The following is a 15,756-nucleotide window of genomic DNA, read 5'->3' as shown; positions in this document are numbered from 1 at the left end:
ACTCCGTGACCGGTTCATTCCGTCCGTCACCTGGTGTGGCCGCGGCGATGTCGCAGTAGAGGGGGGTTTGGGTCGCGGGTGTACAGCGTGGTCGTGTAGTGAGCGGGTATTGACGCATCCGATTTTTCCGTGGGGGATCAATGGCCCAGCTCAGTTCGTTTTCCGTCCCCGATTTCCACCTTCCGTTCGGAAACTCCAAGCATCCCGGGGCCGCCCGGGCGAACGCCGAGGCGACCTCGTGGGTGGTGCAGCACGAGCTCGTGACCGCCGCGGCCGAGCAGTTCTCGGGCATCGGCGTGGGCCACCTGGCCGGCCGGGTGAGCGGTGACGTCCCCTACGAGCGGGTCCTCTTGCTCGCCGAGTGGATGGCCTGGTCGTTCGTCCTGGACGACCAGCACGACCACCTCATCAGAGCGGGAGAGGTCGCGGCCTGGCGGCCCGTCACCGATGCGATCACCGGCTATCTGCGAACGGGGCGGATCGAGAGGTCGGCAGCGGGCCGAAATCCGTTGGTGACGGGATTCGTCGACCTGTGCGACCGGATCCTGGCCGGCATGTCCGAGGGGACCGCGGCCCGGTATCGCACCCGTGTCCCCCTCATGCTCCGGTCCTTGGACCAGGAGGCGGGCAACCGCGCCGCCGTGAGACGCCAGGGGGTCCAGGAGTACGTCCTCATGCGCCGCCACAGCTCCCAGATCCTTCCGATGATGGTCATGGTGGAGGCCGGGCTCGGGATAGACCTCCCGCAGAACGTCCACGACCTCCCCGAGTTCCACGCTCTCGTCGCGAGCGTGCTCGACGTCATCTCGTGGGGCAACGACGTGTTCTCCCTGCCGAAGGAGCACGCCTGTGGGGACACCAACAACCTCGTCTCCCTCATCTCCTTCTGGGAGAGGTGCTCCCTCCCCGACGCCGTCCAGGCGGTCGAGGGGCGCATTCAGGAGCGCATCGAGCAGTATCTGACCGAAGAAAAACGTCTGATTCAGGCCGTCAACGCGCTCCCCGGGACGGACCCGTCGCTGGTCGACGCGGTCACCCGCTGCGTGCGCAGTTACGAGGACTGGATGATCGGCGCCGATCTGTGGCAGCGTTACGAGTGCACGCGGTACAGCGACGAACGGTTCGCGGCCGGACTGGAGTCTGCGTACACCCGCCCGGATCTTGTCTCCGCGGCGTGACGGAAAGTCAGCCCATGGCATCTGCAGCGCGTTCCGGTCCCGAGGTCCATGCTCCGGTCGCCCCAGGACGGTTACCGCTCCTGGGCCACGCGCTGCAACTGTGGCGCCGGCCGATCGCGTTCCTGGAGTCGCTCCGGGAACACGGCGACATCGTACGGCTCGACATCGGCACCTGGCCCGTCCATGTGCTGACGAGCCCGGAGCACGTCCACTCCGTACTGGTCCAGCAGGCCCAGCAGTTCGGCCGGGGAAGGATCTTCGACAGGCTCCGCCCGGTGTTCGGCAACGGGATCGTGACCACCGACGGCGACTTTCACCGCAAGCAGCGCCGGATGATGCAACCCGCCTTCCACCGCCACCACATCGCCGAGTACGCCGAGGCGATGTGCCGGCAGGCGGAGGTGATGTCCGCGTCGTGGACGGCCGGCCGTGAGATCTCCATGGTCACGGAGGCGCGCGGGTACGCGATGTCTTCGGTCGCCGAGATGATCTTCTCGGGGGACCTGAGCCGGCCCGCCGTCGACGAGGTGCACCGCTCGCTGCCCATCGTCCTGGAGGGCATGCTCGTGCGGGCGGTCATGCCCAAGTCGCTGGACAGGCTGCCCATTCCGTACAACCGGCGGTTCGACGGCGCGGCCGCCCGGCTGCGCCGGGTCATCGACGAGGTGATCGAGCAGTACCGGGCCGAGGAGCCGGCCGAGCGGGGCGGCCGCCACGACCTGCTCTCCTTGCTGCTGGCGGGCGTGGACTCCGAGACGGGCTCGACGATGGATGCGGAGCAGGTGCGGGACGAGGTCATCGCCATCATGCTCGCCGGCACCGAGACCTCTGCGACCACCCTGTCCTGGATCTTCCACGAGATCGGCCGGCACCCCGAGGTGGAGGCGCGCGTCCACGCCGAAGTCGACTCGGTGGTGGGGTCCCGGCCCGTGCGTCCCGAAGACATACCCGCGCTGACCTACACGCACGACGTCTTCCAGGAAGCCCTGCGCCTGCATTCCCCCTTGCTCTTCACCCGCAGGGCCCTGGCCCCCCTCACCCTCGGCGGAATCTCGATCCCGGCCGGCGCGGAACTGGCCTACAGTCCGTACGCGCTGCACCGGGACCCCGTGCTCTTCCCCGACCCCGGCGTCTTCGACCCGGACCGCTGGCAGAAGGGGGCGAAGGAGCGGTCCCGTACCCACAGTTACGTCCCGTTCGGGGCCGGCCAGCACAAGTGCATCGGCGATTCCTTCGCCGTGGCGGAGATCCTCACCGCGGTGGCCACCGTCGCCTCGCGATGGCACCTGAAGCCCGCCCCGGGCATCACCGTGCGCGAACTTCCCGCAGGGATCCCGCAGCCCAGCGCACTGCCGATGATTCCCGTGGCGCGGAAGGTACAACACTCTTCTCATACGAGTGATGAGATACCGCAATAGTGTGCTGAAACAGCATCAACTCCTCCTCCGGCCCGTACACTCTGCCGCACGTGCTGGAGGGGGCAAAAGGATGTCGCAGGTCACGGAACCGAGAAGCTGGAACACTCAGCCCCTGCTGGAGCGGGAGGCTGAAGTCCTCGCGATCCAACGCGCGGTGGACGTACTCTGCGCCGTCTCGGGCAATGGCTCGACCAACCGCAGCGGGGGTGTCCTGACCTTCGCCGGATCGGCCGGCATAGGCAAGACCACCCTGCTGAACGAAGCCCGCCGCCACGCCGCCGACCGCTCCTGCACCGTGCTCTTCGCGCGCGGCGGCGAGCAGGAGCGGCAGGTTCCGTTCCACGTGATGCGCCAGCTCATCCAGCCGGCCCTCGCCGCCATGAGCGAGGACGAACGGCGCGACGCGCTCGGCAACTGGTACGGCATCATCGCTCCCGCGCTCGGGCTGACCGCCGCCCCGAAGGGGCCGACGGGGCCCGACCCGCAGGGCGTGCGCGACGGGCTCGACTGGGTGGTCACGCATTTAGCGGTACGCAGCGCCCCCGTCGTGCTGATCGTCGACGACGCGCACTGGGCGGACGCGGAGTCCCTGAGCTGGCTCACCTCCTTCGCGGCGCGCGCCGAGGAACTGGCCATGCTGATCATGGTGGCCTGCCGGCCCGACGAGATCCCCGCCGACGCCGGCGCGCTGCGCGCCCTCATGGGACGCCAGGGGACGCGCCCGCACGAGCTGGCTCCGCTGACCACGAGCGCCGTCGCGCGCATCGTGCGCGACGCCCTCGGTGAGAACGCGGACAACGTGTTCTGCCGCGAATGCTGGGCGATCACCGGCGGCAACCCCTTCGAGGTGGTCGAGCTGGTCATGAAGGGCCGCGACCGGGGGTTGAAGCCGTACCAGGGCAACATCCCCCAACTGCGCGACCTGGCTTCCGCGGTCAAGGGCAGCGGCCTGATCGACCGGCTCGACCAGCTCGGCCCGTCCACCGTCCGGCTCGCGTGGGCCGCCGCAGTGCTCGGCACCGCGGTCCCCCTCGGCATCGTCGGCGGCGTGGCCGCCCTCGGTGAGGCGCAGGCCGCCGAGGCCATCGACCGGCTGCGGGCCGCACGCATCCTCACCGTCCTCACGGGCGTACGGCGCAAGGAAGTCGTGGAGTTCTTCCACCCGCTCATCGCCACCGCCGTGTACCGCTCGATTCCGCCCGGTGTACGGGTAGCCATGCACGGGATGGCCGCCCAGGCCGTGATCGACGACGGGCAGGGTTCCGTGGCCGCCGCCCGCCACTTGCTGGAGATGCACCCCGAGGGCGACCCGTGGGTCGTACAGCAGCTGCGCCAGGCCGCGCGCGAGAGCTTCTCCGCGGGCGCTCCCGATGCCGCGCGCCGCTACCTGGCACGTGCCCTGCGTGAGCCCCCGGAGGTGGAGGACCGCGCCGAGGTCCTGTTCGAGCTCGGATCCGCCAACCTCCTGCACGACCCCGCGACGACGATCAACCAGCTCAGGGCCGCGCTGGAGGAGCCCAAGACCGACCAGGCACTGCGCGAGGCGATCACGTACCGGCTCGCCCAGGCGCTCGGCCACACGGGTCAGCTGGGGCAGGCGGCAGGGCTCCTCGCGGACGAGGCGCGGCGTGCCACGAGCTCCCGTACGCGGCTGCGCATGCAGGCTGAGCAGTTCAAATGGAACGCCGTCCGGTTCGACGAGGAGAACTCGCCCGCCCGCTCCCGGCTCCTCGCCCAGTTCGCCAAGCGGCTCACCGGTCGGGGTCTGGCCGAGCGGCACATCCTCGGTCTGCGGGCCTGGGACGCCGCGATGCGCGGCGAGTCCGCCTCCACGGCCCTTGAGTACGCGGAACAGGCGCTGGACGGGGGCATGAGCTGGACCGACCAGGACTTCGGCTTCGAGGTGCCCGCCGTCCTCGCGGTCACCCTCATGTACTGCGACCAGCCCGGCCGGGCCGAGGACCTCTTCAACACCGCGATCGTCGAGTTCGAGGGGAAGGGCTGGCGCGGCGCGCACCTGTCGTTCGTCTACACCCTGCTCGGCTACGTCCGCTACCGGCGCGGGCAGCTCGCCGAGGCCGAGGACTTCGTACGCAACGGCCTGCAGATCGCCGACCGCGTCGGCACCGGGATCCCGGCGCAGTGGTACGCGATCGGCACCCTCATCGAGACCCTGCTCGCCCGGGGGAACACCGCCGAGGCCCAGCGCATCGCCAAGGTCTACAAGCTGGCGGACGGCTTCCCCCAGGCCGTGGTCTATCCCGATCCGCAGGCCGTGTGGGGCAAACTGCTCCTGGCCCAGGGCAGGATCGAGGAGGCGGAGCACCACCTCACCGCAGCCGGCCGGCGCCTGGATCTGCGCGGAACGCGCAATCCCTCGTGGAGCCCCTGGCAGCTCGACTTGGCGCTCGCGCAGGCAACGCACGCGCCCGAGCAGGCACGGGCCACGGCGGCCGAAGCGGTCGCACGGGCCCGCGCGTTCGGGACGTCCAGCGTGATCGGGCACGCCCTGCGCGTCGCGGCCGCGGCCACGGACCCGGCCCAGGCGGCGGGCCTGCTGCAGGAGGCGGTGGAGCACCTCGAACAGTCTCCGGCCGCCTGCGAACTCGCGCACGCGCTCATCGACCACGGCGTGGCCCTGCACGCCATCGGCGACCCGCACATGGCGGCGCAACAGACCTATCGAGGACTCGAGTTGGCTGCCGACTGCGGCGCCGACGGGCTCGTGAGCCGGGCCAGGACCCAGCTGGCCTCGGCAGGTCTGCGGCCTCGCCGTCTGCACACCTCCGAGCAGGACACCCTGACCGTCGCGGAGCTCACGGCTGCCCGCCACGCCTCGGCGGGGATGGACAACAGGGCGATCGGCGCGGCGATGCACATCAACGCCCAAGCGGTGTCCGAGCTGTTGTCCGCGGTCTTCGCGAAACTGGGCACCGACCGGCTCGGACTGCACCGGGCGCTCGGAGCCTGATCGCACGGCCGGCCCGGAGGAAGCCCGGGCCGGCGCCTGGTCCGCCCCGGTCCTCGCCGTGCTCAACCCGGACCCGGCCCTCCTGCCCGCACTGCGCCGCCCCGGCGACCACGCCTGCACCGCCATCGGCGACATCCTCGTCCAGGCCCGCACCCACTGTCTGGTCGAGGATCGCGGCGCCATGCGTCGCCTGGTCGCCCGCACCCAGTGCGCGGTATGGACACGGTGTCACCTCCCGTCGTCCAGGTAGTGACGGTGAGTCAAATATTGCTCGGGTTCGAATGGTTGTGGATCGTCATTCTGGAGATACTCCATTTACCGAAGGGCAACGTGCTGGCCGTCAGGTGGCCGGGTGCACATATTCCCTATGCGATCGCGCGACCAGCGGCTGTCCTTCGTGTCATCCCCGACCTCGCTGTCACGGCTGTGAGCTGCCCGTACGCCGTCACCAGGACTCCCAACAGCGAGGACCCGCATCGACCGAGAAGTCGCGCCGCAAAGCAATTGCGGGCGCCCCGAACAGGTGGAGAAAAAGGCCTGTTCGGCTCTCGAAGCCATTTCTCAGAGTTCGGAGGGTTTCCATGCGCATGCGTCGCCGCAGATCCCTGCGTCTCCTGCTGTGCCTGGCACTGTCACTGTCCGCAGTGCCGCTGGCCGTCCTCGCCGCGCCTCAGGCAGGCGCTGCCGGCGGGCCGACCGTGTGGATCCTTGACGCCACCGACCGGCCCTTCACCTCGACCACCCCGCCGGGCGGGGCGCCGACCGGGATCGAGCTGTACGCGGCCCGCAACGCCTACGAGGGGGCGCAGATCCTGGTGCGGTCCGGTTCGGCGCAGACGGGCGTGTCCGTCACCGCCGGGGCGCTGACCGGCCCCGGAGGCGCGCTCATTCCCGCCGCGAACATCACCACGCGCTACGAGTACAACCACCCGAACATCCAGAAGATCGGCAACGTCCAGAACCCGCCCGACGGCGGGATCGCCTACTACGACGCGCTGATGAACAACAGTCCGCAGTCGGTGCCGGCGAACACCACGTACGCCTCCTACTACCAGGTCTACGTGCCGGCCGGTCAGGCGCCGGGCGTCTACACGGGCAGCGCCAGGGTGAACAGCAGCCTGGGCGCCGTCACGGTCCCCGTGTCGGTGACCGTGTACAGCGCCACGATCCCGCCGACCTCGCAGTCCACGTTCAAGATGAACAACTGGTTCTCCTCGGCGGGCTGGGACTACGCGGGCACTGAGGCGTCGATCCCGAACGTCTACGGCGTGCGGATGTACGACGCCAACTGGTGGACCGTCGAAGCCAACATCGCGGCGAACATGGCGCGGCACCGGAACAACGTGATCTACGCCGACGCGGTGGCCCTGCTGATCCCGGACACCACCGTCGACGCCGCGGGCCGCTTCACCTTCGGCTGGTCCACCTTCGACCGGTTCGTCAACCTCTTCGTCAACGCCGGGGCCATGCAGTACCTCTACACCCCGACCCTGCTGGAGCCGCCCGCCTCCGGTCCGCACCTCGACACCCTGGTGCCGGTCAACGGCGTCAGCGGCGCCGTCAAGCACGCGCTCTGCAAGCCCAACTCGGCCGCGGCCAATGGCTGCCCGGACACCAACAACTGGTTGAAACAGCTCTTCCCGGCGCTGAAGGCGCACCTGGACGCCAAGGGCTGGACGAACAACTTCTACATGAGCGCCCTGGACGAGCCCACCACCACGGAACAGGCCACGGCCGCCAACTGGCTCTACACCCTCTACGAGCAGTACTTCCCGAACCCGCGTACCAACGAGGCGCAGCTGACCACCTTCACCGGGAACGCGGCCCACCTGTCGACGCAGACCCCGCTCTCGTCGAACTACGACGCGAACGTCGCGCTCTATCAGAGCTACCGGATCAGCGGGAAGGACCTGTGGCTGTACAGCTGCATCCTCCCGCAGGGCCCGTACATGAACCGCTTCACCAGCAACTACCTCAGCGCGACCAGGCTCCTCCCCTGGCTGACCTGGAAGATCGGCGGCGAAGGCTACCTGCACTGGGGCTGGAACTACTGGCACGACGACTTCAGCGCGCCGTACCCGGCCGCCGACACCTTCAACACGTCGCAGACCGGCGACCACTGGCTGGTCTATCCGAACAAGGCCGCCTACGGCATCTACGACAGCCTCCGCAGCGAAGCCCAGACCGCGGGCCTGCAGGACTTCGAACTGCTGCAGCAGCTGGCCGCGGTCAAGCCGCAGGCGGCACGCACCCTGGCCGAGACGTTGATCACCAACCCGACGGCGTACGACCACTCCGGGTGGAACGTCGAGGGCCGGCACAAGCAGCTCCTCGACGAACTGGCCGCGGCGTCCGGTGACCTGGCGCTGCCGTTCACGGACGACTTCAGCGGCGGCGACCACTTCTGGACCCACACCCGGGGGACCTGGTCGACCAGCGGCGCCCAGTACGCGCAGTCCGACGCGTCGGCGTGGGGGCACGTCTCCTACCTGCGCGGCCGGGGCTACACCGACGTCTCGGTCGGCGTGGACCTGCAGATCACCGGAGTGAACCCGTCGGGTGGCAGCACCAACTGGGCCGGTCTGATGGTGCGTTCGGCCAACGGCACGGACCTGGACTCCGGCTACCTGATCGCCCAGCGGGACAACGGCCAGGTGTTCGTCTACCGCAGCGGCAGAAGGATCGGCTCGGCGCTCGTGCCCGGCTACGTGTCGGGGCAGCGCACCCGCCTGCGCGTAGTGGCGCGCGGGAACGCACTGACGGTGTACTCGGGGAGCGGGCAGGCGCCGGTGCTCACCGTCACCGACGCGGCGTTCACCGCGGGCGCCGTGGGTCTGGTCACCGGCGGCGCCAGCGCGAAGTTCTGGAACGCCCGGATCATGCCGACCTCCGTCGCCCCGGCCGAGAGTGCCGCCGTCACCGCCTCCAGCTCGTACGAGGGCGACGGCTGGGGCATCCGCTCGGCGGTCGACGGGCAGCGGCCGTCGGCGCCCAACGCCGCGGGGTGGAGCAGTTCCGGCAGTATCGCCACCAACCACACCGAGTGGGTGCGGCTGGACCTGGGCTCGACCCGGCCGGTGAGCCGGGTGGACCTCTACCCCCGCAGCGACGGGGCCAACGCCGGTCAGGGCTTCCCGGTCGACTTCACCATCCAGACCTCCACCAACGGCACGACCTGGACCACGGTCAGCACCCGGACCGGGTACGCGAGGCCCGGCGCCACGGCGCAGACCTTCCCGTTCGCGACGGTCAACGCACGCTACGTGAAGGTGACGGGGACCAAACTGGGCACGGATCAGTTCGGCAATTTCCACATGCAGTTCGCGGAGGTCGAGGCCGTCGGCGGAGATCTGGCACTGGGCCGCACGGCGACCACCTCCAGCTCGGTCGAGTACGCCAAGGAGGGCTGGCTGACCGCCAACCTCACCAACGGGACCCATCACACCGACCTGTGGAACTCCTCGGGCTGGAGCAGCGCCGGGGCCGGCTCCCCGAACACCACGCAGTGGGCGCGGGTGGACCTCGGCGGCCCGTCACGGATCAGCCAGGTCACGTTGTACCCCCGCGACGACATCCCGAACACCGGTCGCGGCTTCCCGTCGGCCTTCACCGTCCAGGTCTCGGCCGACGGCACGAACTGGACCACCGTGGTGTCGAGGAGCTCGTACCCGCGCCCCGGAGCCGGCGGCCTTTCCTTCGCCTTCGCCGCCACCACCGCCCGGTACGTGAAGGTCACCGGCACCACGCTCACCGCCGACCAGTTCGGCGTGTACTACATGCAGCTGGCGGGGATCGGTGCCTCATGACGAAGCACCGGATCTGCTTCCTGCTCCAGGTGAAGGCCGAGCTCGGCGACGAGTACCGCGAGCGCCACGCCCAGGTGTGGCCGGAGATGCTCGATGCCCTCCGGGCAACCGGCTGGACCAACTACTCCCTGTTCCTGCGCCCGGACGGCCTGCTCGTCGGCTACCTGGAGACCGAGGACTTCGATCGCGCCCGCGAGGCGATGTCCGCCACCGAGGTCAATGCCCGCTGGCAGGCCGAGATGTCCCGCTACTTCGAGCACCTGGACGGCACGCCGGCCGACCAGGCGATGGCACCGCTGACGGAGGTGTTCCACCTGGACTGACAGGCCTGGCCAGGACGCGTTCGACCGGGATCCGCCTGCCGTGAACGGTCGGCCGGGCATAGCGGTGGGACACGAAGACCTCCGTGTGTGGTGTGGTGCCTAGACACCTCCACCACCACACCGGAGGTCTTCGCCATGAAATCAGCCGGCCCGAAGACCGACGGCCAGCGTCAGTTCGAGGACCCGCTGGGGCGATGCGAGATCCGGAAACAGCTCCCGCAGCTGCGCCATCCGGTACCGGACCGTCTGGGGATGGACGAACAGCGCCGCCGCCACCTCGTCCCGCCTGCCCTGGTGCAGCAGCCACGCCCGCAACGTCTCCTCCAGCCGCCGTGCGGTCGCGACGGGCAAGGTCCGCAGCGGTGCGAGGGCTCGGGCACGCAGGTCTGCGAACGCGTCCGCGTCAGCGCTCAGCACCAGCTCGGGCAGGTGCTCCTCGGTGTCGCGAATATCAGCGGAGAGGGAGCGCGCGCGTACGGCTCGTGCGTACGAGGCGGACGCACGAGTCCACGGCCGGGCCGGGCCGACCACGGCGGTGCGGTCGGTCAGCTGCCGCAAGAGATGTGATCGGTCGGCGTCGGGGACGAGAAGGACACCGGTGGCATCCGGCAGGTCGTCGAGGACGAGGGTGCTCGGGTCGAGCGCGCGGTAGGCAGGCCGGGCCTGGGCGGCGGGCAGCAGGATCGCGGTCAGTGAAACCGGAGGCTGCCACCCGGCCCGTTGAACAGAGGCGAGCAGCACGTCCGTGCTCGCGCCGGCGACGAGGTCGCGGGCCAGGTGTTCCAGGTGGCGCTCGTGGGCCCTGCCCCGGGCGGCCAGTTCGTCGGCGTGGCCCGCGGCGCTCGCGGCCGAGAGCCCGTCGATGTAGGCGAAGGTCAGCTCGGCGAACTTGGCGACCTCGGCGGCGGGCAGACCTGCGGGTACGGCACCCGCTGCCAGGCATCGCCAGGCCACACGGGCGCCGACGCGGTAGGCGCTGAGCAGGGCGTCCATCGAACGGCCGTCGCGCACTTCGCCGCGGCCCAGCTCGTAAGCGGCGTCATCGCCGTCGCCGCCCGCGGCGTTCCCGCTCGCGAGGTCCAGGTAGTGCCCCAGGGCGGTGTGGACGGCTCGGCGGATGGTGCCTCCCATGCGGCCCGACAGGGCGTTGGCGTAGGACGGGACCTCGTCGATGATCGCCTGGACGACCTCGTCGGCGGTGGTCTTCAGCGCGGCCCGAAGTGCTGTGACCGTCGTCTCATCCAGGGTCAGCTCGGTGGCCCTCCGGATTGCATGGCTCATGTTTTTGTTCCTTGCGAACAATTACGCCGACCAGATTTACATCCTGCGGACAGGACTTTACGCCCTGCGGCGCATCAAGCTGGAGTCATGACGAGTACAGCCCTCCGCAGTAGGGCGTGGAAACTGCTGGAGATGGTCACGACGCCGCTGCTGCCGTCGGACTACCTCGACCTGGTCAGCCCCCTGCGTGCGGGCGCCGACCTGCGTGGGCGCATCGAGGCCGTGCACCCCGAGACGGGTGACGCCGCGACCCTCGTGATCAGGCCGGGACGGGGCTGGCGCGGCCACACGGCCGGGCAGTACGTGCGGATCGGGGTCGACGTCGACGGGGTGCGCCTGTGGCGCGCCTACTCCCTCACCTCGCCGACGAACCGCCAGGACGGCCGCGTCACGATCACCGTGAAGGCGATCCCGGACGGCAAGGTCAGCAACCACCTGGTCCGCCATGCGAAACCGGGCACGCTGATCCAGCTCGACCAGCCGACCGGTGACTTCGTGATGCCACGGGTCAAGCCCGCCAAGGTGCTCTACCTGACGGCCGGCAGCGGCATCACGCCCGTGATGGGCATGCTGCGCGACTCCGATTTCGACGACGTCGTCATGGTCCACTCCGCGCCACGGCCGCACGACGTGATCTTCCGCGACGAGCTGCACGACCTGGTCGCGGACAGGAAGCTGCGTCTCACCGAGCTGCACACCGACACGGACGGCATGCTCGACATCGCCCGCCTCGCCGAACTCGTGCCCGACTGGGCCGAGCGCGAGACCTGGGCTTGCGGCCCCGCGGGCCTGCTTGACGCCGCCGAAGAGCACTGGACCGGGCACGGCGTCCAGGAGCGCCTGCACACCGAACGCTTTCGCCCCGGCATCGTCGTCGCCGGCGACGGCGGCGAGGTTACGTTCAGCGTCACCGGCAAGACTGTCGACGCGGACGGCGCCACGCCGCTGCTGGACATCGGTGAGGAGGCCGGCGTGCTCATGCCCTCCGGGTGCCGCATGGGCATCTGCTTCGGCTGTGTCACGCCGCTCAAGGCGGGCGCCGTCCGCGACCTGCGCACCGGCGAGATCACCGAGGCCGAGCCGGGCGTCCTCATCCAGACCTGTGTGTCCGCCGCGGCGGGCCCCTGCGACATCGAACGGTAGGAGCACCTTGACCGCCATCGACCCCACCGCCCACCTCACCGCGGAGCAGATCGAGGAGCTGGGCCGCGAGCTCGACGCGATCCGCGACGAGGTGATCGCCGACCGCGGCGAGAAGGACGCCGCCTACATCCGCAAGGTCATCTCGGCGCAGCGCAAGCTCGAGCTGGTCAGCAGGGGCGTGCTGCTGTTCTCGATCTTCCCGCCCGCGTGGCTGCTCGGCACCGCCGGGCTGTCCGTGGCGAAGATCATGGACAACATGGAGATCGGCCACAACATCCTGCACGGCCAGTGGGACTGGATGCGGGACCCGAAGATCCACTCCACCACCTGGGAGTGGGACCACGTCTCGCCGTCCGAGCAGTGGAAGCACTCGCACAACGAACTGCACCACACGTACACCAACGTGATCGGCAAGGACAACGACCTCGGCTACGGCATCATGCGCGTCGACGAGGACCAGAGGTGGCACCCGTTCCACCTCGGCCAGCCGCTGTGGAACTTCCTCAACGCCTGCTTCTTCGAGTACGGCATCGCGGCGTACGACCTGGAGCTCGGCAGGAACCTGAGCAAGCGCCGCCGCAAGAACCCGGAGTTCCGCGCGCGGGCCAAGGCCGTGGGCCGCAAGATCCGCAAGCAGGTGCTCAAGGACTACGTGATCCACCCGCTGCTGTCGGGCCCGTCGTTCCTCCCCACGCTCGCCGCCACGTTCACCGCGAACCTGGTCCGCAACATCTGGACCCACTCGGTGATCATGTGCGGGCACTTCCCCGAGGGCGTACAGGTCTTCGAGCGCCGGTCGATCAAGGGCGAGACGCGCGGCCAGTGGTACCTGCGCCAGATGATGGGCTCGGCGAACATCAGCGGCAGCAAGGCCATGCACTTCATGACCGGCAACCTGTCGCACCAGATCGAGCACCACCTGTTCCCGGACCTGCCGAGCAACCGCTACGCCGAGGTCGCGGTGAAGGTGCGCGCGCTGTTCGAAAAGTACGAGCTGGAGTACGTCACCGGGCCGCTGCCCAAGCAGGTGTTCTCCGCGTGGCACAAGGTCTTCCGGCTCTCGCTGCCGAACAAGAAGCCCAAGGTCAAGACGCCGGACCGCGAGCAGGAGCTCGTCGCGGCCTGATCCCCGGTACCGGGTTCGGACTCATCGGGCGGGAGGCACGCGATTCTCGATTCTGGAGAGGAGCTCCTGGTGCCGGACGCCGTCGAGGGTGAGGGCGTCGAGCGGGCGCAGGTAGGGGAGGTTGTCGCGGATCGGGTAGCTGCGCCGTAGGCGGGGGTTGTAGAGGAGTTCGTCTTCGGGAACGTGGACGAGCGGGCCTTTGTCCACGGGGCAGGCGAGGAGGCGGAGGAAGCGGGGGTCGGGCTCAGTGGGTTGTTGCACGGCGGGGTTCTCCTTGGCGGGTCGGTGCGGGTGACGGTTCGTCGTGGCGCGGGAGGGTGAGCAGGACGAGGACGGCGAGTGCGGAGCCGCCGAGTCGCAGCGCCAGCCGGAGCGGGTCGGTGGGGAGGTCTTCGTCGAAGACCACGGTGCCCGCGATGACGGTGAAGATGCTGGACACGGTCGTGGTGACCGGGACGATCACGGAGGCGCGGTAGCGCTGGAGCGCGGTCTGGGACAGGGCGAGCCCGGCTGCTCCGGTGGCGACGAGTAGCCAGGGGTGGGGTCCGCGCAGGAGCTCGGGCAGGGCTGCTGTCACCGATCGGTCGGCGAGCACGGCCGAGGTGCCCTTGATGGCGAGTGAGCTCACCCCGTACAGCAGCCCGAGGGCGACGCCGTACGGTACGCCGGAGCTGCTGCGGCGGTGCCGGCGGCCGGCTCGGCGCAGCGAGGCGAGGAACAGCAAGAGTCCGAAGGTGAGGCAGGGGAGGCAGACGGCGAGCAGGGGCAGGACGGCTGCCGCCGCTCCCACCCGGTTGCCGTCGGCGCCGCCGTCGCCGAGCGAGCCGATGACGGCGAGCAGGGCGAGCAGGATGACGCCGGTGGCGAGGAGTTCCCGGCGGCCCGGCCGCTCGCCCAGTGCGACGGCGGAGAGGGCGATCAGGAGCACGGTCCCGGAGAGGAACACCCCCTGGGCGGCGGCGATCGGCAGCAGTTGGTAGACCTTCAGCTGGGCGCCGAAGCCCAGGCCCAGCACGGTGAAGCCCAGCAGCCAGCCGGGGCTGGAGGCCAGCGCCCGGACCAGGTGCAGCGGGCGGCGCGGGTCCAGCACGGGGAGGGCGGCCAGTGCGCGCTTCTCGAGGACGAAGCCCGCGCTGTAGAGGGCGTTGGCGAGCAGGGCGACCGCGACGCCGAGGATCATCGGCCTCGTCCTTCCCGCGCCAGTGCGTCGAGGTTCTCGGCGCAGCGCCGGGCGAGCTCGGCGGCGGCGGGTCGGTCGAGCAGTTGGTGGCAGTGGCGGACGGCGAGGTGGAGGCGGCCGTCGAGGGTGAGGGCGCTGACGGAGAGTCCGCGGGGCATCCGTACGGGTGCCGAGAACCACAGTGCGTCGGGCCGGCCGGCGGGGCCGAAATCGAGCGGATGGGTGACCCGGCCGAGGTTGCTGACCAGGGCGGTGGACGTCCAGGGTGCGGCGGCGCGGCGGAGCGCCCGGGTCAGCGGGGCCTTGGCGCCTACGGGCAGCCAGGGAGTGCTGACCAGGCCGGCGACGAGACCGCCGCTGGTGACGGGGGCGGCCTTGGCGGCGCGGGTCTGCGCGCTGATTCGGCCCAGCAGCGCGGCGGCACCGGCCTCGAGGGAGGGTGTACCGGCCCGGATGGTTGCCAGGTGGTTGTGATTGCCCATGGGGGCGCCGGGGGCGAGTGGCCCGTACGGGCGGTCGTCGATCGGCATCGACAGGTGGATCGGGCCGGTGGGGTGGTCGTGCCGGTGGTTCCATTCGGCCAGGGTCAGCTGAACCGCTGTCAAGAGCAGGTCGTTGACGGTCGGGCGGGGCCGGGGGCGGGGGCTGTTGGCACCGGTCCGGGGGAGCGGGAGCACGCTGAGGTGGACACCGGTGCCCGGAGCGGGGCTTGCGGCGGGCGCGATGCGCACGGGGCGGTCGCCCCGGCCGGCGGCCGCGGCGGAGGCGTCGGCCGCACCGGCGGAGCGCTGCCCGGCCGTACCGGCGGAGCGTTCCCCTGCCGCACCGGCCGAGCACCCCCCGCCCGGGGTGCCGGAGTAGTGGTCGGCGAGGTCGCAGAGCAGCCGAAGACAGGTGCCGGCGTCCGCGAGGGTGTGCGCCGCCGTCAGGAGCAGGGCGGTGCCGCCGCCGGGTGCGGGTGCGGTCTCCAGCCGGAGTGGTGGGCCGGCCGCCAGTGGGGGCGGCTCGGTGAGGGCACGGTGGCGGGTGGTGTCCAGGTCGGCGGTGGCGGCCACGGCGGTGGGGCGGACCGGCGCCGGCTCCCAGTAGTAACGACGGTGCCACCAGCGGGAGTCGGACTGCCGTACGTGGAGCGTCGGGTGGCCGGCCAGGGTCCGGGTGAAGGCGGCCCGGAGCCGCTCGACGTCGACGGTGCCGGGGAGGTGCGCCTCCACGTGGACGGTGTCCGCGTCCAGGTGCTCCTGGAGCAGGTGGCGTGAGTACTCGTCCATCGGGGGGAAGGGGACGCGCCCCTGCCGCCCGGACGGGGTCCGGGCGGCAGGGGCGGCGA

Annotated in this window: 12 protein-coding genes; 8 read left to right on the top strand and 4 right to left on the bottom strand. The window is 70.4% G+C overall.

All coding sequences use genetic code 11. The features are described 5' to 3' along the window. The first annotated feature begins 242 nt into the window (after window positions 1–242). The 6 genes from AC6CKD_RS17175 (at window position 243) to AC6CKD_RS17150 (ending at window position 9,696) form a co-directional block, all read left to right on the top strand. The gene (locus AC6CKD_RS17175) at window positions 243–1,178 is read left to right on the top strand and encodes a terpene synthase family protein (protein WP_498328313.1); all 936 of its coding nucleotides are present in this window, start codon (window positions 243–245) and stop codon (window positions 1,176–1,178) included. Window positions 1,179–1,192: 14 nt separating this feature from the next. Beyond that, window positions 1,193–2,596, top strand: a complete 1,404-nt coding sequence (locus AC6CKD_RS17170) for a cytochrome P450 (protein WP_498328311.1) — start codon at window positions 1,193–1,195, stop codon at window positions 2,594–2,596. A gap of 70 nt (window positions 2,597–2,666) precedes the next feature. Next, window positions 2,667–5,567: an ATP-binding protein gene (locus AC6CKD_RS17165; protein ID WP_498328310.1), complete on the top strand. Its 2,901-nt coding sequence runs from the start codon at window positions 2,667–2,669 to the stop codon at window positions 5,565–5,567. Between the two features lie 58 nt (window positions 5,568–5,625). Continuing rightward, the gene (locus AC6CKD_RS17160; RefSeq protein WP_498328309.1) at window positions 5,626–5,817 is read left to right on the top strand and encodes a hypothetical protein; all 192 of its coding nucleotides are present in this window, start codon (window positions 5,626–5,628) and stop codon (window positions 5,815–5,817) included. A 337-nt stretch (window positions 5,818–6,154) separates the two neighbouring features. Then, a complete protein-coding gene (locus AC6CKD_RS17155) occupies window positions 6,155–9,373 on the top strand; it encodes a discoidin domain-containing protein (RefSeq protein WP_498328307.1) in 3,219 nt (1,072 codons plus the stop codon). Beyond that, complete coding sequence (locus AC6CKD_RS17150) at window positions 9,370–9,696, top strand: L-rhamnose mutarotase (RefSeq protein ID WP_498328305.1); 327 nt, start codon at window positions 9,370–9,372, stop codon at window positions 9,694–9,696. Before AC6CKD_RS17155 ends, AC6CKD_RS17150 begins: the two co-directional genes overlap by 4 nt. A gap of 141 nt (window positions 9,697–9,837) precedes the next feature. Here AC6CKD_RS17150 and AC6CKD_RS17145 read toward each other — a convergent pair whose 3' ends face one another. Further along, entirely contained in the window at window positions 9,838–10,977 is a 1,140-nt protein-coding gene (locus tag AC6CKD_RS17145; RefSeq protein WP_498328304.1) for a PucR family transcriptional regulator, read from the bottom strand. Between the two features lie 87 nt (window positions 10,978–11,064). On the opposite strand from AC6CKD_RS17145, the gene AC6CKD_RS17140 reads away from it, so the two are divergent. Beyond that, window positions 11,065–12,120 carry a ferredoxin reductase gene (locus AC6CKD_RS17140; protein WP_498328302.1) on the top strand — a complete coding sequence of 352 codons (1,056 nt, stop codon included), beginning with the start codon at window positions 11,065–11,067 and terminating at the stop codon, window positions 12,118–12,120. Window positions 12,121–12,127: 7 nt separating this feature from the next. Further along, entirely contained in the window at window positions 12,128–13,246 is a 1,119-nt protein-coding gene (locus AC6CKD_RS17135) for a fatty acid desaturase family protein (protein ID WP_498328300.1), read from the top strand. A gap of 21 nt (window positions 13,247–13,267) precedes the next feature. Here AC6CKD_RS17135 and AC6CKD_RS17130 read toward each other — a convergent pair whose 3' ends face one another. The 3 genes from AC6CKD_RS17130 to AC6CKD_RS17120 are packed head-to-tail and all read right to left on the bottom strand — an operon-like array spanning window position 13,268 to window position 15,697. Then, window positions 13,268–13,507 (bottom strand): Trm112 family protein, encoded by a 240-nt coding sequence (locus AC6CKD_RS17130; protein WP_498328298.1) that lies wholly within the window; start codon window positions 13,505–13,507, stop codon window positions 13,268–13,270. Further along, entirely contained in the window at window positions 13,491–14,426 is a 936-nt protein-coding gene (locus AC6CKD_RS17125; protein WP_498328296.1) for a hypothetical protein, read from the bottom strand. The genes AC6CKD_RS17130 and AC6CKD_RS17125 overlap by 17 nt, the downstream gene beginning before the upstream one ends. Continuing rightward, window positions 14,423–15,697 (bottom strand): condensation protein, encoded by a 1,275-nt coding sequence (locus AC6CKD_RS17120; protein ID WP_498328294.1) that lies wholly within the window; start codon window positions 15,695–15,697, stop codon window positions 14,423–14,425. The genes AC6CKD_RS17125 and AC6CKD_RS17120 overlap by 4 nt, the downstream gene beginning before the upstream one ends. Between the last annotated feature and the right edge of the window lie 59 nt (window positions 15,698–15,756).

Source organism: Streptomyces sp. GQ60, assembly GCF_059758875.1.
Note: the sequence above shows the minus strand (reverse complement) of the source record. Positions and strands in the feature narration are given on the sequence as shown.

What these genes read in the sequence shown, in the direction of transcription:
- AC6CKD_RS17170 (WP_498328311.1), top strand. Translation starts at nt 1,193, where the DNA reads ATGGCATCTGCAGCGCGTTCCGGTCCCGAGGTCCATGCTCCGGTCGCC.
- AC6CKD_RS17155 (WP_498328307.1), top strand. Translation starts at nt 6,155, where the DNA reads ATGCGTCGCCGCAGATCCCTGCGTCTCCTGCTGTGCCTGGCACTGTCA.
- AC6CKD_RS17140 (WP_498328302.1), top strand. Translation starts at nt 11,065, where the DNA reads ATGACGAGTACAGCCCTCCGCAGTAGGGCGTGGAAACTGCTGGAGATG.
- AC6CKD_RS17125 (WP_498328296.1), bottom strand. Translation starts at nt 14,426, where the DNA reads ATGATCCTCGGCGTCGCGGTCGCCCTGCTCGCCAACGCCCTCTACAGC.
- AC6CKD_RS17150 (WP_498328305.1), top strand. Translation starts at nt 9,370, where the DNA reads ATGACGAAGCACCGGATCTGCTTCCTGCTCCAGGTGAAGGCCGAGCTC.
- AC6CKD_RS17120 (WP_498328294.1), bottom strand. Translation starts at nt 15,697, where the DNA reads ATGGACGAGTACTCACGCCACCTGCTCCAGGAGCACCTGGACGCGGAC.
- AC6CKD_RS17165 (WP_498328310.1), top strand. Translation starts at nt 2,667, where the DNA reads ATGTCGCAGGTCACGGAACCGAGAAGCTGGAACACTCAGCCCCTGCTG.
- AC6CKD_RS17145 (WP_498328304.1), bottom strand. Translation starts at nt 10,977, where the DNA reads ATGAGCCATGCAATCCGGAGGGCCACCGAGCTGACCCTGGATGAGACG.